Annotated in this window: 17 protein-coding genes; 10 read left to right on the top strand and 7 right to left on the bottom strand. The window is 68.7% G+C overall.

Annotation, left to right across the window (positions count from 1 at the left end):
- Nucleotides 1–6 precede the first annotated feature (6 nt).
- Nucleotides 7–1,314, bottom strand: coding sequence for an AAA family ATPase (locus tag QUV83_RS03275; RefSeq protein WP_289562603.1), 1,308 nt, complete (start codon nucleotides 1,312–1,314; stop codon nucleotides 7–9).
- Nucleotides 1,315–1,791: 477 nt separating this feature from the next.
- On the opposite strand from QUV83_RS03275, the gene QUV83_RS03270 reads away from it, so the two are divergent.
- From QUV83_RS03270 to QUV83_RS03260, 3 genes are read left to right on the top strand one after another with little or no spacing between them, the layout of a single operon-like run.
- The gene (locus QUV83_RS03270) at nucleotides 1,792–2,436 is read left to right on the top strand and encodes a hypothetical protein (protein WP_289562601.1); all 645 of its coding nucleotides are present in this window, start codon (nucleotides 1,792–1,794) and stop codon (nucleotides 2,434–2,436) included.
- Nucleotides 2,429–3,583 (top strand): ImmA/IrrE family metallo-endopeptidase, encoded by a 1,155-nt coding sequence (locus QUV83_RS03265; protein ID WP_289562599.1) that lies wholly within the window; start codon nucleotides 2,429–2,431, stop codon nucleotides 3,581–3,583. Before QUV83_RS03270 ends, QUV83_RS03265 begins: the two co-directional genes overlap by 8 nt.
- A 46-nt stretch (nucleotides 3,584–3,629) precedes the next feature.
- Entirely contained in the window at nucleotides 3,630–3,977 is a 348-nt protein-coding gene (locus tag QUV83_RS03260) for a hypothetical protein (RefSeq protein WP_289562597.1), read from the top strand.
- 33 nt (nucleotides 3,978–4,010) lie between these two features.
- Here the strand turns inward: QUV83_RS03260 and QUV83_RS03255 are convergent, their stop codons facing one another.
- On the bottom strand, nucleotides 4,011–4,361 hold the full coding sequence (locus QUV83_RS03255) for a hypothetical protein (RefSeq protein ID WP_289562595.1): 351 nt from the start codon (nucleotides 4,359–4,361) through the stop codon (nucleotides 4,011–4,013).
- A 215-nt stretch (nucleotides 4,362–4,576) separates the two neighbouring features.
- Nucleotides 4,577–4,711, bottom strand: coding sequence for a hypothetical protein (locus tag QUV83_RS03250; protein ID WP_289562594.1), 135 nt, complete (start codon nucleotides 4,709–4,711; stop codon nucleotides 4,577–4,579).
- A gap of 185 nt (nucleotides 4,712–4,896) precedes the next feature.
- Here QUV83_RS03250 and QUV83_RS03245 point away from each other — a divergent pair, with 185 nt between their 5' ends.
- Together QUV83_RS03245 and QUV83_RS03240 are read left to right on the top strand one after the other, a co-directional pair.
- Nucleotides 4,897–5,355: a hypothetical protein gene (locus QUV83_RS03245; protein WP_289562592.1), complete on the top strand. Its 459-nt coding sequence runs from the start codon at nucleotides 4,897–4,899 to the stop codon at nucleotides 5,353–5,355.
- 61 nt (nucleotides 5,356–5,416) lie between these two features.
- Nucleotides 5,417–6,334: a hypothetical protein gene (locus tag QUV83_RS03240; RefSeq protein ID WP_289562591.1), complete on the top strand. Its 918-nt coding sequence runs from the start codon at nucleotides 5,417–5,419 to the stop codon at nucleotides 6,332–6,334.
- 17 nt (nucleotides 6,335–6,351) lie between these two features.
- Here the strand turns inward: QUV83_RS03240 and QUV83_RS03235 are convergent, their stop codons facing one another.
- Nucleotides 6,352–7,374, bottom strand: a complete 1,023-nt coding sequence (locus QUV83_RS03235) for a hypothetical protein (RefSeq protein ID WP_289562589.1) — start codon at nucleotides 7,372–7,374, stop codon at nucleotides 6,352–6,354.
- Between the two features lie 593 nt (nucleotides 7,375–7,967).
- Between QUV83_RS03235 and QUV83_RS03230 the strand changes: the two genes are divergently transcribed.
- The 3 genes from QUV83_RS03230 to QUV83_RS03220 all read left to right on the top strand — a co-directional run bounded on the left by QUV83_RS03230 (nucleotide 7,968) and on the right by QUV83_RS03220 (nucleotide 11,848).
- A complete protein-coding gene (locus tag QUV83_RS03230; RefSeq protein WP_289562587.1) occupies nucleotides 7,968–9,938 on the top strand; it encodes a competence protein CoiA family protein in 1,971 nt (656 codons plus the stop codon).
- 525 nt (nucleotides 9,939–10,463) lie between these two features.
- Nucleotides 10,464–11,090, top strand: coding sequence for a type IV toxin-antitoxin system AbiEi family antitoxin (locus QUV83_RS03225; RefSeq protein ID WP_289562585.1), 627 nt, complete (start codon nucleotides 10,464–10,466; stop codon nucleotides 11,088–11,090).
- Nucleotides 11,091–11,143: 53 nt separating this feature from the next.
- Nucleotides 11,144–11,848 carry a nucleotidyl transferase AbiEii/AbiGii toxin family protein gene (locus tag QUV83_RS03220; RefSeq protein WP_289562582.1) on the top strand — a complete coding sequence of 235 codons (705 nt, stop codon included), beginning with the start codon at nucleotides 11,144–11,146 and terminating at the stop codon, nucleotides 11,846–11,848.
- Between the two features lie 86 nt (nucleotides 11,849–11,934).
- Here QUV83_RS03220 and QUV83_RS03215 read toward each other — a convergent pair whose 3' ends face one another.
- Both QUV83_RS03215 and QUV83_RS03210 read right to left on the bottom strand, forming a co-directional pair.
- Nucleotides 11,935–13,164, bottom strand: coding sequence for a cytochrome P450 (locus QUV83_RS03215; RefSeq protein WP_289562581.1), 1,230 nt, complete (start codon nucleotides 13,162–13,164; stop codon nucleotides 11,935–11,937).
- A gap of 78 nt (nucleotides 13,165–13,242) precedes the next feature.
- A complete protein-coding gene (locus QUV83_RS03210; RefSeq protein ID WP_289562579.1) occupies nucleotides 13,243–14,187 on the bottom strand; it encodes an alpha/beta fold hydrolase in 945 nt (314 codons plus the stop codon).
- Nucleotides 14,188–14,364: 177 nt separating this feature from the next.
- Between QUV83_RS03210 and QUV83_RS03205 the strand changes: the two genes are divergently transcribed.
- Nucleotides 14,365–14,760, top strand: coding sequence for a DUF1304 family protein (locus tag QUV83_RS03205; protein WP_289562577.1), 396 nt, complete (start codon nucleotides 14,365–14,367; stop codon nucleotides 14,758–14,760).
- Nucleotides 14,761–14,789: 29 nt separating this feature from the next.
- Nucleotides 14,790–15,884: a helix-turn-helix transcriptional regulator gene (locus tag QUV83_RS03200; protein ID WP_289562575.1), complete on the top strand. Its 1,095-nt coding sequence runs from the start codon at nucleotides 14,790–14,792 to the stop codon at nucleotides 15,882–15,884.
- Nucleotides 15,885–16,103: 219 nt separating this feature from the next.
- On the opposite strand, the gene QUV83_RS03195 is transcribed toward QUV83_RS03200, so the two are convergent.
- On the bottom strand, nucleotides 16,104–18,167 hold the full coding sequence (locus tag QUV83_RS03195; protein WP_289562573.1) for a thioester domain-containing protein: 2,064 nt from the start codon (nucleotides 18,165–18,167) through the stop codon (nucleotides 16,104–16,106).
- Between the last annotated feature and the right edge of the window lie 55 nt (nucleotides 18,168–18,222).

Genomic DNA, 18,222 nt, shown 5'->3' with positions numbered 1-18,222 from the left:
AAGGCTTTAACGCTGATCCCAGGCGAGATCTACTTGCTCGGCGACTCCCTCGTAGATCGACGGCCTCATCCGGACATACGCCTTGAACATCTCGTTTCTGAACCGGACGAGCCCTCGGCGCTGAAAGGTCGGAACGAACAGGACAGAGCCGTGTTCAGGGCGACAAAGGTGCGATCGATAGGTCGAGCCGCCGTCGACCCCGAGACGTTCGAGAACGCGGTACACCTCGCCCGTTGGGATGTCCGCATCAGTCCATCGAGCAAATGCCCGGAGGACGGTCTCCCGGCGGGATGAGTCTCGGACAGCCATCTGATAGATGTCCGAGAACTGCTGCGCGAACGTGTTGCTGACGATCGAACTTGCGGCTCGTGAGATGTCCTGTGTGTGGATCATGGTGTCGCCGCGCGCGTCGGCGTCGACGAGAGCTTGCTGTCCAAGTACGTGCACGAACCAGGGAAACCCAGCCGCAATGCGTGCGAGGGCGATGATCGCGCGTTCGGAAAATGTAATGTCGATCTGATTCGCACCAAGGTAGGACTGTGCTTTTGTGACGATCTGTCCGAGTTCCACCTGAGTCATAAGCGGCACCCGTACGGGGATGAGTCGACGCTCCAATGATTGGTGGTCACCGAGCAGGTCAGCGACACTGCCGGCGATTCCCACCAGCAGAAACTTCAGGTACTGACTCGAAAACGCCTTTAGGAAGCTCGCCAGCCCGGTGGTGTCGCCCATTCGGTCTATCTCGTCGATTACAAATAGGACGGGCTGGCCATACGTCGCCGTGAGAAGTTCGCACAGTTGTACGAGCTTCTCCTCGAGGTTTAGGTCCTGATAGGAGAGTCGCGCGCTTTCGACTTGGTACTTCTTCGAGCTCTCGAACTCGAAGACTTTCAGCGTTAGTTTTTTCCTTGTAGTCCGGTCCACAAGTTGGGATGTGCCGACCGTCTTTGAGTCAGGGACGTTGTCGATGCTCTCTGCAGCGTTCACGAGAGCCTGCAGGAGGTCCGCAAACGTCTGGGTGGAGTCTGTGCATGTCACCGCAAATGTGAGATACGCACTCGCCTCCGGCAGTGCCAGTCGCTCAGCCTTGAGGTGGGCGAGAAGTTCGACGTCGCCCATGGCAATTCTGCGAACTTGCAGCGCAAGGCTAGATTTCCCCAGGCCGCGGTCGCCAAAGATCAGTGGCACCGACCCGTTTGAGTGTAGTGAGTCGGCGAGCTGCCGGACCTGTTGACCGCGACCAGCAAAGCGCTCAGGATCGTCAACCTCTGCAGCCGGTTGAAACGCGTTCAATAGTATTCCCCGGTCGATCATGGCGGCCAGGCCTCCTGTGGTTGGAAGGGTGCAATGTCTGCAGGTTTGCGTTCTCGTATCGGCGATCTGGTCGCCAGGTGGTTCGCGCGAGTTGTGGGCCCGGCTGGTGAGCTCGTGATCGTGGGGCTGGGTTCTGTGGGCGCGGAGATCCGCGGGATGGATCTTGGCAGGGGCGCGCGCTGGTCAGAGGAGGTCCGGCTCGGTTGTCACTCAACTGCCGCGCCATGGGTTGCTCGTGGGTAGCTTCGGCCCGAGGTGCGGTGGTCGTTGGAGTGTCGAAGTGGGATGGCGATGAAGCAATGGGGTCCAGAATTCGTGCGAAACTGAAGTTGAACTGCTAGTGTCACCAGTCTCGGAGGGCGAGTGTGTGTCGATGGGTCAGGAGGCCTCATGGTGCGCGGAGAGCAGTGGGCGGTTGAGACCTTCGGCGAGGTCGGGTCGAGCCTCAGGGCTCGCGTGCCGGAGTTGGTCCGAGAGGTGCAGATCGCGACCGCGGACGCTCAGGAGGCATCTGGGCAGCGCAGCAAGGGCGTCTTCGGCCAGTTCTGGCGGGGCATCCTCGAGGGCTTCGAGGAGTTCGCCACCCTTCCGGGGTCGTCGTTGGAGAATCCTGGCGGGCGCGCGCCGTACAAGGTTCCCGCCGTCAACGGTGTCGTGCTGTTCCCATGGCGGTACGGCGACGGGCGACGTGGCACCCCCTCTGAGTCCCGCTTCGTGACGTCGGAAGCCCGCGCGGCCATGTTCCGCATGAAGCCCAGCCCGCTGCAGGGAGAGCTGGACCTCGGCCTGCTTGGCCACGACTGGGATGCGGCGCTCGTCGAGCTGCTCGAGTCCGCGCGAGTGGAAACCGTCGGAGGCGACGGTGCCGCCTACCGCGTCGTGGTCGTCGCCATCGCTTGTTCGGTCACCGGCCTGCACGACGTCATCTGGGGCGAGGTGGTTCTCGCCGATGACGGGCGGATCGATTTCGTCAACCCGGAGAGCCTGCTCTACGAGGTCCGCAAGCCGTCGCCGGTTGCCGAACCCGAGCGGCGATTCGACTCCGGCGAGCCGCCGAGCAGGCGGCTGCGTCTGCAGGGCGAGAATGACGAGCTCTCGGGGACTACAGACGACGATGCGTGACGAGCGGCAGGGCGAGTTCGAACTGCACTCATCCACGCCGGGCCGAACCGCTCACGACGTCGCGCGAGTGTTCGAGCCCGCGCGCCTGACGCAGGCGCGCGTGCTCGCGGAGATGACGAAGGCCGAGCTTGCCGAGAAGGTCCATGTCTCACCGGCTGCCGTGGGGCAGTACGAGACCGGTGCGATCACGCCCCGCCCGGAGCTCTTGCCCGCGTTGGCGCGCACTCTCGCGGTGCCCGTCGAGTTCTTTACGGCGGGGCGCCCTCTGGGCAGGGTGGACGCCGCCGACGCCCACTTCCGGAGTCTTCGCTCTACCCGGGCCAAGGACCGTGCGAAGGCCGCGACCCATGCCGAGCAACTGTGGGAGCTGACGCATGCTCTCGAAGCGCGTGTGCAGCTACCACCCGTTGACTTGCCCGAGATGAGTGAGGGCACAGTGCCCGGCGTCGCTGCCCGTGCGTTGCGATCGGCCTGGGGCATCGGCGCCGGCCCGGTGGCGCACCTGGCATCGACCATGGAAGACCACGGTATCGTCGTCGGTCTGATCCCGATGACTGACGAAGCGGTCACGCGCGTGAGCGCGTACTCGACCTGGGCCGGCGATCGCCCGATGGTGATCATCACACCCGAGCGCGCGGCTTCCGTGTTTAGGTTCCGTTTCACCTGCGCGCACGAGCTCGGGCACCTCCTGCTCCACCCCAACCCGAGACCCGGCGATCGGCTTCAGGAACGGGAGGCCGACGAGTTCGCCGCGGAGTTCTTGACACCTCGAACCGAGATCGAGCCCTTCCTGCCCAGGACGATGCGCCTGAACGTGCTAACGCAGCTCAGTTCCACCTGGGGTGTGTCGACCGAGTCGTTGGTGCGACGCATGGGCGAGTGCCGCATCGTCTCTGACGTCTCGGTCCGGCGCGCGTACCAGCGCCTCAACACCATGTCCGACCTGCGTCGAGACGAACCACTGACCAGCTTTCCAGGTGAGGTGCCGTCGCTGCTGCGCGATGCCCTGGCGCTCGCCGAACGGCACGGGCTGACGCGCGTGGATCTTGCGTCAGAGCTGTGCTGGACGCCGCATCACTTGGCCAGGATGCTCGGTGAGGACGACCCTCGCCCTCGCCTTCGCCTTGTCCGGACCACGGCACCGTAGCGACCAATGTCACTGCCACTGGAGCGTGTGTGCGCACGGTGACCGCATGGCAGCAGAACTGGAGAAGACCGAGCTCAGCATCGACGATGGCGGTTTTTGGGCGGTTCGGAGTACGAGCAGCACGGTGTGCTACCTCGATCTCGACCGCCTGCTGCTGCTACGTGACCGCGGGCCCGGCAGCCAGGCGTTTCCGTTCGACGGCGATTGGGTGCCGCTGGTGCGGATCGCGTCGCAGCGCGGCGACTTCGGCGTCGTGCGGGTCGGCGACCGCCACGAGTACCTGACCGACCCCGGCGGCATCGGCTCCGATGATGACTACCGGTGGTGGATCCCGCGGACGGGCGTGGCGATCGAACGGGTGGACGCCGAAGAGGTGCTGGGGGGCCGCAGCTGACTCGTCAGCCCGCTGCGACGCCCCGGCCGGCGCCTACGGCACGGCGCCGGAGTTGAGGGCGTCCTCGTGCTCCTGGGCCGAGTCCATGATCTCGTTCTCCGTGACGAACGAGTCCCACTCACGCAGGTAGGGGCGGTCGACGTTGATCCCGTCGCTGCACTCGACGTCGTTGTGCCAGTCGTCGTCGTAGGTGGGGGAGTAGACGCATACCCACACCGGAGCAGGGTCAGGCGCCGGCTCGATCGGTGGCTCGGGCTCGTCGATCTCCTGAGGCTCGTTCCAGTACGAGTCGTCCTGGGTGTCGCCGTAGAGCGGGTCGTACCCGGTGCACCCGGCCAGGATCACCAGGCAGATGCCCACGACGGCGCTGCGTGCGACCTTCATCGTCCCCCCCCGTCGCTGGCCCCGGTCTCGGGTAGCCGAGCGGGAGCGTAGCGACCCCGAGTATCTCGATGGTGTGGTCGAGTCGACGCTCACCCAGACGGCTCTACCGGTGCCCGGCGGCGAACAGCCAGGCCGTCGTGCTGTCATGCGGGGCTGTCCGCGTCGGGCAGAACGGTCCAGACCGACAGCTCCCCGCGCGTGCCGGTCAGATGCTCCTAGGCGGGCGCCTCGCTGTAGAAGAGCACCCAGCAAGCCCGGGTCGGCAGATCACACCGGGTGAGGGACTCGTCGAGGACGTGCAGCGCGGCGGACGCGAGGACGTCGATGCCGGGCGCCGAGGGCTGGGCCATTTCGAGGTCCTCGCGGTCTCGCGACGTGGGTCTCGTTGGCGTCGGTCAGCGTGAACTCGGCGAGATTGGCGCCGCCGTCGGTGAGCTCCAGCCGAATGCCCTCGACGGGCCCGTATGCGCTCGCCGAGTTGGCGGCTGGTCGGGCGCAGCGAGAGGTGTCAGAGCCGGGTAGCACGATGTGCGGCATGGATCAGGACGCCGTCAATGTCGCCAACCTCTGGGTCCAGAGCATCGTCGCGCTGGCTGCGGTTGTCGCCGCGGTCGTGGCGCTGATGATCGGGGCTCTGGACCGAAGGAACGCTCGATCGATCGCTGCGGAGGATCGCAGAGCGTCGCTGGCTCACGCCAAGCTGATGTTCGACCTCGACGTCCTCTCTCGACTCCTCGAGAACCTGAATCGTGGCGGGTCGAGCGATCCCGCCGAGACGAAGCGGATGGGTGCTGAGGCTCTCACCTTGATCGGACTACTCGGGCCCGACCTGCTCCCGACGCAATGGACCAAACGTGTGGGTGATGAGGCGAAGCTCCAGGGGCTGCTGACCGACGACGACTTCCCGGAGTGGAAGAAGAACGCGATCGAGGCTCAGGTCGCGGTGAACACCGTCCTTGCCAAGATTCGCGCCGAGCTCGCAAGGTCCGCGTAGCGGCCGGTAGTGGGAGAGTTGCGGCGCGAGACACCGAGGTTCGATCGCTGAGGAGCGCCAGGTGCAGGTCGGGGACGAGGTGATCTACCGGCTGCGTGACTACGCGCCCTCCGAGCGCGTGCGAGTCGTGGCAGTTCAGGCCGGGAAGAAGAGCCAGCGCTACGACATCGAGTTCCTCGATGGCCCCACGCAGGGCAAGCAGGAGAACGTTCCGGCTGCCCGCATTCGCGGTCCGTGGTCAGGTGTCGCGGCGTACGACGAGGTGTGGGGCAACTGGGAAAGGGCTGCCGAGGCGGATCTGACCGAACACGAGTCCGACGGCATCTTTCAGGTGTTCGAGTTGCTCATCCCTGCCGACGTCGCGACTCTGTCGTGGCGCCCGGTACGCCAGGCAGTCTTCGTCGCCGACACGGTGAAGCTCGAGACCCTCACCGGCATCCCCTTCGTGGAACTCGCGTCGCAGGTGCACTCCTTCACCCTTGATGGTGACCAGGTCGTGTCTCCCGAGGGCGCGCTGGTGATCGCTGAACTGGCTTGCCACGTCAATCCGATGCCCGTCCTGGAGTGGATCGTCAAGGCGGAGAAGGAGTACCAGCAGTCCGCCAAGCACGGTCGGACGATCTCGACCACTCGCGGTGAGTCCTACACAAGTTCGCCGGAGTGGGAGTACGAGTGGTACCTGGAGCGCGTACGGCCGCGGCACGAGCTGCTTCGGGCGTGGTGCGGTCAGAGAGCCGTCTCGATGCAAGAGCGCTTGGGGGCGGCTGAGGCTGAGGTCAACAGGCTGGGTGAGCTGATAGAACGGCTCCTGGATGAGCTCAAGCGCCAGGGGCACTCGCTGGCGGCCGAGCACATCGCCCTCACCTACTCCGAGGACCGGATCACGGCGTACAACTGGCGCCCGACCGTCGATCGCCCACTCAAGCCCTCCGAGATCCCCGTCCACTACATCAGGACGCGACAGCAGCGGTGGTGGTGACCTGCCGGGACGGCTGATCAGTGGCCGTACCGCGCCCACCCGGGCAAGAACGGCGCCAGGTCGGCGTCCGACGGCGAGGGAATCGCTGGCGTGCGCACGCTGTCCGGCAGAGGGTCGAGCGCTGAGGCCCGTTCCTCGATCTGCTGCGCCCATGTGGCGCCGTCGGCGGCATCGTCCTGCGCGTCGGCCGCGGCGGTTCTGACAGCCGCGGCGTATGCCCGCAGCGCTTGCGCGTCTGCCCAGCGGGTCGCCTGGTCCTGCATCGCATCCTGCAGGTACTTGCGGGTGTACGCGTCTCGGGCGCGTTCCTTCTCCTGCGCCACCCTGATCTTTCGTTCGGCTTCGCGCGCGGCTGCTTCCTCCCGTCGGCGAGCGTCCTCGAGGCGCCGCTGCGCGAGCGCGCCTTGGCGCAGCGCGATCTCCTCGAGCACCTGGTCGAGGTCGTCCTCGAGCTGATGGGTCTCGGTCTCCTTCCACCTGTTCACCAGGACCTTGCCGGTGCCTCCGTCGAGCTGCATTTCCAGCTTCTCGTCGGGCATCTCGTCGAAGTCGGGGAACAGGTACCCGCAGCGCGCACGGGAGATCTCCCGCTCGGTGGGCTGATGGGGGACTCGTACGGTGCCCTGGATCAGCCGCAGCGTGAACGCATCGCCCGCGGCCTCGATCCTGAGCTCGTCGGTCTGACCGCCTTCAGTTCCATGTTGAGCGACGGGCACCGGTTGCGCTGCCGCGATACTGACCGTCATCCCGCGGGCGCGAGCGGCACGTACGAGCGCCTCGAAGATGCGAAGCGCACGTTGGCGGGGCTCCCCAGCGATCGGGAACGTCTCGCTCTCCGCCAGCACCTTCACGACGTCGGTCGGATTCACAAGCCGTGCTACCGGCACGACCGCGCGTTCTCGAACGAGGCTCACCAGCAACTTGGCTTGCGAGGCGTTGTACTCGAACGCGACGCGCATGCCTTCGGGGATCTTGTCGTGCCTGTGAGCGTGGGCAATCAGTTTCCGGTATCGGGGCAGCTCTTGGAAGTCCACGAGCACGGGAGGATTCCCGGCGGTCAGCGTGGCTATCAGCTGTGCGACTGGTCCCGTCTCGCGCGATGTGGCCGCGCGAGATGGTGGTGGACTCGGTTGTGGGGTTGGCCGTCGCGGCTCGGCGCGACGCCTCGGGGGCGACACGCCCGCGGAAGCGGACGGCGTGCTCGGGGCTGGCTTCGTGTGGGGGTACGCGCCGTGCTCGAGGTAGTGGACACCGATCTCGGTCAGGCGGGCAGTCCACTCGGGTCCGTGCCCTTTGACTACGAGGAGGCCGCGGCTGTGCAGGGCACGGGCGGTCACCCTATGTGACCAGCCCTCGAAGGCACCGTCGGGGCAGCCGTCCCTCACCCAGTGCAGGACGTTGAGCTGCAGAGCGTTGAGAGGAGCATTACGAGAGGCCACAAAGGCCCATCTTGGCGGAGCCCAGACGAGCTGCGGGGGTGACTGGACGATGGATTTGTGCGCGGTGCAAGCACGCCAACAACGGGCGGGCGGTGGGCATCCGGTCGTGGTGGTCAGGTAGCTGATCGGTGCTTGATGCCGCCCGCGAACCGCTGGGCTGACCGCGTGTCGGGCCTCGGGTGTAGAAGTGGCCCGTGACCAGTGAGTTGATCATGGAGACGCCGCCGAGCTCAGGAGGAGAGCGGGCTGGCCGTCGCCATCCTGCGCAGTCCGCCGCTCAGGTCTTCGCTCGTGACACACGGCTGTCGAGCGAGGCGCCCTTGGTCTTTCTCGCCCCCGGCCAAGCCGACCGCCTGCGTGGCGACGCCCGAGCCGGGCACTTCGTGTGCCCGCTGGCTGACTGCCAGGACAACCGGTTCATCGTCTACGGCGGCACCGAGCGCCGGCACCACTTCAAGCACCGCAGTGGAGCCGGGCACCACGCACCGGAGAGCATCGCTCACCACACCGCCAAGCACCTGATCGCGCGATGGCTGCGGCAGCTCTACCCGGACGCGCAGGTCTTCCCTGACACTCAGGAAGTCGAGACCGGCCAGCGCCCGGACGTTCTCCTCGTCTTCGAAGACGGCACCCAGGTGGCTTACGAGGTCCAGTTCGCCTCTCTCACCGCAGACCAGTGGCAGAGCCGGAGAGACCGCTACGCGACGCTGGGCATCAAGAATGTGTGGTTGTTCGGCGGCAAGCACTACGACCGCGACGCCGCCTCACGTGACGGGACTGGCGGCCAGTTCCAACTGCACCCGGTGTTCCGGGCCGTCCTCGCTGCTGTCCACCCGATGCTGCTGATCGACCCGTTCGCCGAGACCGTCGCACTCGGAACCGGGCCAGATGTCGATGAACTCCTGATGGCGGCAGGCGTGGAGCCGCCCGACCTGTGGTCACCGCTCGCCCGCGCCCACGAACGCCGTCCCCTGATGGACATGCCCGCCACAAAGGGGGTGATCGACATCCCCGGTCTACGCGAACAGATCCAACGTGCCAGGTCCGGGCACCTGCAGTGGCTCGACCGCCTGCGACGGGAAGCTGAGCAAATGGAACGTGCCAAGGCGGAGCATCAACGACGGCTTGCCGCCCATGAGGAGGCCGAACGCCGCGAGCGCCTTCGTCAAGAGCAACTCGAACGGCAGCGCGCGGCGAGCGCGGCGGCCAGCGCGCGGGCCAACGAGGCGCGGCTGCAACGAGTCGACCGCTTGAGCGACGAGCTGCAGCAGCGCAAGGACCGGTGGCGACCCGAGCGCGAGTACATCGAGCACGCCGTTGGCGTCCTGCCCGAGGTGGTTGACGCTCCGGCCGCGGAGGCAGAGACCGCCATCACCACGGCAGCGCCCGACGAGTGGCGCTGGGCGGTCCTCGAGGCGCTCGCGGCCAACCATGGCTTTGCGGTAGACCCCCGCGGGCTGACGGACCTCGTGCCACTTCAAGCCGCCGCACGTCGGCCGGACGCTGAGCGGCTTGTCATGGCCTACCTCGTCCAGCTTCGGGCGGCGGGCTGGGTGTGGTTCTGGGGAGCGCCGGGACCTCGCCCGGGTGAGGCGGTGCTCGTGCTCGCAGGTCCCGGACAGGCGCCGAGGGCACGCGGCGACGACGCCCTTCGAGCTGTTGGCCTGCGCGTCGCGGGACCGGGCCCGGCCGGGCTCAAGTACCTGCAGGACGGGAACCCTACGATGCGCAACGTCGACAACGCGCGCCGCGTAGGCGCCAGCACCTTCGCTGAGGTGTGGGCCGAGGCTCACGCTCAGCGCGAGACAGAGGCCATCCGCGCTTCTCTCATCACCACCGGTCCCGGCCACTCCGGACCAGTCGACGCGTCCGGGATCTCGGTGCCCGACCTGATCGCAGTTCATCGAGCGCTACCTGACGCCCGACAGTGGTGCGATGCCAGGGCTTGGCCGACATGGAAGTCGCTGCCGCCGCACCTCCATGAGGCGGCGCAGCTCACCGTGTACGTGCTCACGACGGTCCACGACGGCCGAGCGCAGCCGGGCATACGCCTCGGCAACTGCACAAAGGACGACGAGCACCAGATCGTCGAGGCGCTTCGGGCGTCGGGCTACCTGACCAAGGGCTCGGCGGGTTGGCAGCCGACGTTCGGTGGCCGACTCTAGGCGTACTGACCCGGCTCGATGTCGGTCGACGACTGACCGACCCTCGCCGCGGCTCAAGCCGGAAGTTCGTCTTCGTCGACAGGGTCATGCGGGAACGCGGTCAGCACGTCCATGTGATCGACGACCAGGGCTTCAAGTCGCTCCTGCATGGCCTACCGGCACCGTGCCACAGGCTCCGGACAGTTGCGCTCCAGACCGATCGGGCCACCGAAAGCTCGCCGCCCGAAATGGGTGGGTGCTGATTCGCAGCCTCGAGGGTGCGAACGCCCGGAGTCATTCGCAGATTGCGCCCGCTGACCTGCGGAAGCGCAATCCACGAACACCCCACCATGGCGACCGCCGCAGGGCGGTCGTGCACAAGAAGGACCGTTGCCCCTCGTGGGTTGCGGTCCTTTCTTGTGTCTCTCGCTCGACGACACCGTCGGCGAGAGAGTCACAGCATCATGATCCCGTCGGTCGAGCCGGGGCAGGGGCATCGGGCGTATGACTATGCAGTTCTTAGTCCCTCTGACTAAACTCTGCATGGTGAACACCGAACGGGAGGTGCGTCGACTGCTCGCGCGCGCGCCCATGCGGACGGTTCGCGCCGCGAGCCTTGCCGGCCTCTACGCGCATCCCGGGCCTGAGCTCGCGATCCTTAACCGTCGTGGGGTGGTGCACCGCCTGGCTCACGGCATCTACTGTGCCGTGCCGCCGGAGCACGCGGGCGGCAACTGGCGGCCGGCGCTCGAAGCGGCAACCGCTGCCGTCGCCACCGTCCTCTACGGCGATGGAGTCCCGGTCCTCACCGGACTCAGCGCTGCGCGAGTGCATCAGGCCCTGCCCCGTGCGATCGGCGTCGGTTATGCCGCCGTCCCCACCCAGCGCCGACCGCTTCGACTGGCCGATCGCGAGGGCGAAGTTCGCTTCGTCATGCGCAAGGTCGGAGAGCTCGACGCCGTCGCGATCGCCACGGAACTCGGCCAGGCGCTGGTGACCACGCCCGAGCAGACACTGCTCGACCTCGCGCGCGCGGATCCCCGTGCGGCGGACCTCGACGCCCAGCAGGCCATCGACGCGCTGTGGCCGTCGTGCGACCCCGGAGTCCTTGACGAGATCGCCAGCCGTCAACGGATGCGCGCCACCTACGCGCGAGTCGCGGCGAACCGATGACCGCCTCCCGGTACGACGAGTGGACGGCTATCGCCGAGCGATTCGGCGTCGACATGGAACAGGTGCGCCGGGACCACTTGATCTCTCATCTGCTCGGCGCGATCGCCGCGAGAGTCCCCACCAACGACCTCGTCTTCTTCGGTGGCACAGCGCTGTCGCGCACCTACCTGACCGATGCCCGGCTTAGTGAGGACATCGACCTCATCGCTTTGGCTCCGCGCTCCGACGTCGCCGCACGGATCGAGGCAGCCGTCCGGCGGGGCCTAGCCCGCAGCCACGGCCGTCCCGCCTGGCGCCCCCTGTTGAGTGGCACGTCGGGTAGCCAACCGGCGACTGTTGGTGTCGAGGGGACCGCGAGCATCCAGGTTCAGCTCCTCAGCGGCGAGGGCTACCTCTGGCCGACCGAAGTGCGGGACATCGACCAGCGCTACAGCGACGCCCCACCCGCGCGGCTCCAGACCCTGACAGGCGCGGGATTCGCCGCCGCAAAGCTCAGCGCGTGGATGGACCGGCGTGCGCCCCGAGACCTGTACGACCTATGGGCGATGAGCGAGCGAGGGCTGATCGACGCCGACGCGCTCGACGTGTTCACTCGCTGCGGTCCGCAGGGTCGGCCGCCCGCGAGCTGGGTGTTCACGTCGGCCCCTGAAGAGACCGCGTGGCGTCGCGCGCTCGGGCACCAGACAAGGTTGCGAGTCACCGCCGCTGAGGCGCTTGCCTCCGTCCAAGAGGCGTGGAGCGCGGCCGCAAAGGCGTAGTCCGCCGACCGCCGTCGGCACCGCGCGCTGAGCGCGGCGCCGACGGGCCGGGACCACTCCCCGTCAGCGGCGACTGCGACCGGCGATCAGCGCAGTCGCAGCGGGGCCACCGCGAAGCCGCCGAGGGGAGGCTCCTCGCGCTCGCGCGGCCGCTCGGGGTCGGGCTCGATGGCTGCCGTCGCGTTCAGGATCGCCCTGGTCAGCACCCGCAGCTCGAGGGTGGCGAGCGGCCGCCCGGGGCACACGTGTTTGCCGATCCCGTAGACCAGGTTGTGCGGCGCGTTCGCGTCGGGATCGAAGGCGTCGGGGTCGCCGAACGTCTCGGGGTCGCGGTTGGCGGACGTCCAGTTGAGGAGAACCGTGTCGCCTGCGGCGATGTGTCGGCCGCCGACGGTGACGGGCGCGGTGGCGACGCGGCGGTTGCTGACGAAGGGGTTGTCGATCCGCAGGATCTCGTCGAGGACGCCGTCGAGCTCGTGGTCGGAGACGCCGGATCGCAGCCGGGCCTGCAGGTCGGGGTGGTCGGCGAGGTAGGTGAGCACCACGCCGGCGCACAGCGCCATGGACCCCAGGTCCCCACCCGTCCAGTTGCGCAGGATCGAGACGATCTCCTCGTCGGTCAGCGCCCGGCCGTCCACGTGTTCCCGCACGAGGTCGGTCGTCACGTCGGCGGGGGCGTCGGCTCCGGCACGACGGCGGGCGTCCGTGAGCGAGCGGATGATGGCGTCGAACCGCTGGGCGACCTCGGCTGTGCGCGCACGGTCGCGGGAGCGCGTGGCGGCGTGGTTGTCCGCCATCCACTGCAGCAGCTCGTGCTCGAGGTCGGCCGGCCAGCCCAGCCAGACGCTCTGTGCGCGCACCGCGAACCGCGAGCCGACCTCGACGGCGTCGAGACCTCCCGGGACGTCCAGCTCGGCGACGAGGTCCGCGGCCACCTGGCGCAGCGCCGGCTCCACGGCCCGCATGCGGTCGGGTGTGAAGTACGTGTCGACGACTGCGCGCAGCGCGGTGTGCTCGTGGCCGTCGAGACCGTTGGGCACCTGCAGGTGGCGTGAGACGGCGTTGGAGAACGTCTCGTGGTCGAGGGCGGCGGCAGTGACGTCGGCGTGGGTGAACAGGGTCCACGTGCCGTCGGTTCCGTGGGCGACGGGGCACCGCGCTCGCATGTCGTCGTACGCGGCACGCGGGTCACTGCTGACACTCGGGCCTCGGGGGTCCCAGTCCGGACGCTCCCGCTCCTCGGTGGTGACAGCGCCGCCCGCACTCGTGGGCACGTCGGGCGTCGCTGGGGAATCAGATGGCAGGTGTTCAGTCACGACGTCCATCTTGGACCCGGCCCGACGCCACCCCGACACTGCGGACTCAGCGCCCCGCCGCGTTCCGACGGGCCGCCCTTATGGGCCGGCCAGGAATGTCAGCAGATGTCGGGCCACCGTCTCAGGCTGCTCCTCTGCCAGGTAGTAGCCCGCGCGAGGGACGTGCGCGAGGGTCACATCGTCGGCGTGCTCCTCGTAACCATGCAGGAGCCCAGGGTGGCCGGCCGCGTCGCGGTCTCCGTCGTAGAGGACCGTGCCGTAGAGCATCAACGTGGGGGTGACGAGCCGGGTGGTGCGGTAGGCGCCGGCGGCGGCTCGTCGGGCCGATCCGAGGGCGAGCGCACGGTAGGTCGCAGCGGCGGCGCGGGCGCGGGCGGGGTCTCGGAGCCTGCCGAGGAACAGGTCGAGGTCCTCTGCTGACCAGGTGTCCGGGGCGACCGAGCTGCCGAGCATCATCCGGCGGGGGAGGCGGCCGCGGCTCAGCAGCCTCGGCCCCAGCGCCGGGAGCGCGGTCGCGAAGCCGGGCCACAGCTGCCACGTCCGGAGCATGACCCCCATCGAGAGCACGGGGTACGGGTGCGGGGCGGCGAGGCTCACGAACCTTCGCACGCGCTCGGGGTGGGCCAGGCACACCCGGAAGCCGAGCGTGCCGCCGATGTCGAGCCCGGCGAGGGACACCCGGTCCAGCCCGAGCGCGTCTAGGAGGGCCACGATGTCGGCGACGAGCTGCTCCTCGGTGTAGCCGCCCGTAGTCGCCTCGGTCCACCCGGCGCCGCGCAGGTCCGGGGCGGTCACGCGGTGGTGGGCGGCCAGGGCAGGAATGACTTTGCGCCATCCCCACCAGTGCTGCGGGAAGCCGTGCAGCAGGACCAGCGGCTCGCCAGCTCCGGCCTCGGCGACGTGCATCCGGAGGCCGTCGGGCAGCTCGACCATCAGGTGCCGGACGCCGTCGAGATGCGGGAGCGGACGGTCGACGGGGCCGTCATCACTCGGTGCTTCCGCGTCGCTCTCGCGAGCCTCCATGCCCTCCGACGCTACTCCGCACGGCCGGCGAGGACCCCTGCGCGTGATCGGCAGCCGACCGTGACGCAGCTTTCCCAGATTTCTGGGATCGACCCTCGCGGGGCCGCGGCCTAGCGTCGAGTGATCCCGCACGCGAGGGCGCCGCGCCACCGAAGGCGCCTGGAAGGGGATGGCATCGTGAACGGCATCGCGCAGGTCGCAGCACTCTTCGGAGCGGTGGCTTACATCGGAGCCGCGCAGCTCGAGATGGTCTTCTTCAATCGGCCGCGTGCCCACAAGTTGCTGCACGTCGAGGTCGACGACGTCAGGGACGTGCGGATGTGGGCGTTCGTCGTCGGCGTCCGCAACGTCCTGGTCGGAGTGGGGACGATCGTGGGGCTGGTGATGCTCCACGTCGGAGACGTGGCGACGGGCCGCGTCGTGGTGCTCACCCTCGCCTGGTACATGCTGCTGGCGAGCCTGGCCATGGCGGTCGCCGACCTGCTCGGGTATTGGCGGCCGCGGGGTGGCAGCGTCATCGGCACCATCGGGTCCAGCCTGCCGCCCCTCGTCGTGATCATCGCGGCGATGTGAGGCGCTGGGACCAGTGCCAGACTTGAGGTATGTGGCACGAGCGTGCCCACCGGGCCCGTCGGGACATCGCGGCGTTGGCCGCCGCAGGCCTCGGCGTCAGCGATCTGCATGCCGCGGCGATCCGGGTGATCGCCGACGACGTGGGCACGGACCTGGCCTGCTGGGCCACGATCGATCCAGAGACGCTCGTCATCAGCGCGATGACAAGCGGGGAGACAGCGATCCCGCCCGAGTACGAGCCGCTGCTCGCCCAGGCCGAGTACGCGCCGGATGAGCCGCACGCGTTCGCCGAACTGGCCCGCCAGGGTTCGCCTGTGGCGCGCTTGTCCGACCTGCCGGGGGTCGAGCGTGAGCGCAGCGCGCGCCTGCGCACGGTGTGGCGGCCGCTCGGCGTCGAGCGGGAGCTGCGGGTGATGTTCATGGCCGACGGCGCCTGCTGGGGCGGGGCTGGCATGGTCCGGTCGGGGCCAGACTTCAGCGACCGGGAGGTCGAGCTCATGAGGTCGGTCGCCCCTGTGATCGCCGGCGCGACCCGGGTCGCCGTGCGATCCGAGGCGCGCACGCCGGTGGCGGGCGGTGGGGGAGCGATCGTCGTTGTCGGCCCGGACGGCGGGCTCCGAGCCGCGACGCCAGCGGCCCGGGACTGGAGGGACGGGCTCGACGAGATCGCGTCCGGCCGCTTCCTGACGATGATGCGGGTGATGGCCCTCGGCGCCCGGTCCTCCCAGTCCGGCGGCTTCCGCGCCCGGCTGCGTGGCCCTGACGGCCGGTGGGCGGTGCTCGAGGCGAGCCTCCTGATCGGCTCGGATGAGGAGCAGACCGCCATCACGATCGAGCCGGCGACCGGCGACCAGCTGCTGGGGTTGCTGCTGACGGCGTACGGCCTGACAGCCCGGGAGCGCGAGATCTGCCATGAGGTCATCGGGGGGCACTCCACCGCTGAGATCGCCGAGCACCTCTTCATCACCACGAACACCGTCCAGGACCACCTGAAGTCGATGTTCGCCAAAGTCGGGGTGCGCAGCCGTGGGGAGATGGTCGCGCGGCTGCGCCCCGAGGGGATCCCGAAGGCTCCGCTGCAGGTTGGCGCCCCTCTTGCCGAGAGTCCGCTTCGTTCCGAATGATGGGGTGCATGCCCGACTCATCGACACCGCTGCCGACGGCGCTGGGACGTCCGGCCACGCGAGCCTTCGAAGCCGCCGGCTTTCGCACGATCACCGACCTCGACGGGGCTAGCGAGCGAGCGCTCCTGGCCCTCCACGGGGTGGGACCACGAGCGATCAAGATCCTGCGAGAGCACGGGGTCGAACTCGCGCCCTGACTTCAACGCCGTGCTGCTCGGGTCACCCGCGCCGGTTCGCCCACCGCCGTGAGACGTCGACCAAGGCGAGCCCGAGGGTGAGAAGTCCGATGGTGAGCCCGCCCAACGGAAGCGGGGAGTCGGAGCCCGTCGCGGCCAGCGCTGTCCCCCCGCCGGACGAGACCTTGGTGTAGGTGTTGGTCACCGCGAGCGTCGACGTGGCGCCCGCGGCGATCGTCACGCTGGCGGGGAGCGACACCGTCACCCGGACCGTCGCCGTGGCGCCCGTGGCGGGCTCGGTGACGGAGCACACGCTGTTCGCCGGCACCCCCGTGAAGGTCTGGCTGGTGGTCCCCGCTGACGCGCCTGCGGGCAGCGTCACGCGCTCGGACAGCACCCGCGAGCCGTCGCTCACGCACTCGACCGTCAGCTCGACTGCGCCTTGGGCGCCCGCCCCGGCGCCAGTGATCGTCTTGCTCACCACCAGAGTTCCCGGTCGGGCGTCATAGGTGTTGGTGACGAGCAGCTCGCCGCCCTCGGTCGCGCTGATCGTCACCGGGTCGGGCAGGTCCGTGGTGACGGCCACTGTCGCCGTCTCGCCGGTCGTCGGCTCCGTGACCGTGCACACGCTCCCCGACGGGATGCCGGTGAACGACGCCTCGGTGTCACCCGCGCCTTGGCCTGCCTCGATGACGACGAGCTCGGACAGCACGGTGGCCTGGCCCTGGACGCACTGGACGGAGAGCTCGACCTGGCCCTGCGATCCAGCCGCCGTCCCCGCGATCACCTTGGTCACCACGAGTGAGCCGGGCCGCACCTCGTAGGTGTTGGTCACGGTGATTCGCGCGTCTGCGTCCGCCGCGATCGTGACGGCGCCGGTGTTGGTCGTGGTGACCTCGATCGCCGTCGTCTCGCCGGTGGTCGGCTCGGTGACGCTGCACTCGCTGTCGACCTGGATCCCGTCGAACCTCGTCGAGGTCGTGCCCGCCTCGCTCTCGGCCGGGATGACGACGCTCTCCGACAGCACTGTCGCCCCGTCGAGCGTGCACGCCACGTCGAGGACCACCTCGCCCTGCGCGCCCGCCGCGCCACCGGCGACCGTCTTGTCGACGACGAGGGCCCCGGTGGCGAACAGCTCGATCGCGGCTGTCGCGTCGGCTTTGATGTTGGCCGTCTGCGCGAGGATGAGTTTCTGGGCTGCGTCCACCCCGGGCGTGCTCTGGTCATAGAGGTAGACGTTGCCGGTGGGCACCTCGACGGTCGCGGTCGCGCCGAGCGAGACGGCGCCGGCCGTGGCGCCACGCACCCAGATCTGCGTGCCGGACGCGACGGTTGACCCGTCGGGAACCTCGACAGTGCCTGCGGCGTCGGAATACGCGGTGACGCCAGTGGGGACGGACAGCGTGATCGAGGGCGCCGGGCCGGTCGTCGTGGCCGCCGTGACGGTGAACGGCCCGACAAGGGAGCCCACCGCGCCACTCGCGGACGCGGGCGTGATCGCGATGTCGGGTGACGCCGGCTCCGGCAACGGCCCTGCGGCCAGCACCTCGGCCACGATGGTCGCCACGATCGGGTTGAGCATGTCGCTCGTCGCCACGACAAACCCGTCGCTGAAGAACCAGATTGCGGCCTGGACCGCGGCGGCCCGCTCGTTGTCGCCCGCGGGCGTGGCCGGCTCGGTCGGGACCGTCGGGTAGTAGCTGTTGAGGATCCTCGCGATGTAGCCGACGTTCGGCACGGTGGACTCGTCCCAGGTCCCGTTGGTGTATCCGAGGCCGGAGAACGTGGTGGTCCGGATGTCGATGCAGTACATCGACAGGACGGTCCCCGTGTCCTCCGCGATGGCGCGGATGATGCCGGCGAAGCCCTCGTTCGCGACGTCATAGCCCGCGGGGTCGGAGGTCGGGTAACCGGCAGTCGGGTCGAATGGGGTGCCGACGGGCGGCAGGAAGCCGTTGACAGCCTGCCCCTCGGCGGTCGCAGGGTCTGCCACGGTCAGGTCGGTGGCGGGGGAGGTGACCGGTGCCTCGTTCGGCGGGTCGGGATCCACGACGGCCGCCGTGGGAGCGATGCCGATCGCGAGGAGGAGGGCAGCGAAGGCAGCCACCCCCCGAAGCGGCTGGAGCCCAAGCGTGCTGTTCGCCGACCTGACATGTGGTCCC

This window comes from Cellulomonas cellasea (assembly GCF_030372105.1).
Lineage (GTDB): Bacteria > Actinomycetota > Actinomycetes > Actinomycetales > Cellulomonadaceae > Cellulomonas_A > Cellulomonas_A cellasea_A.
Note: the sequence above shows the minus strand (reverse complement) of the source record. Positions and strands in the feature narration are given on the sequence as shown.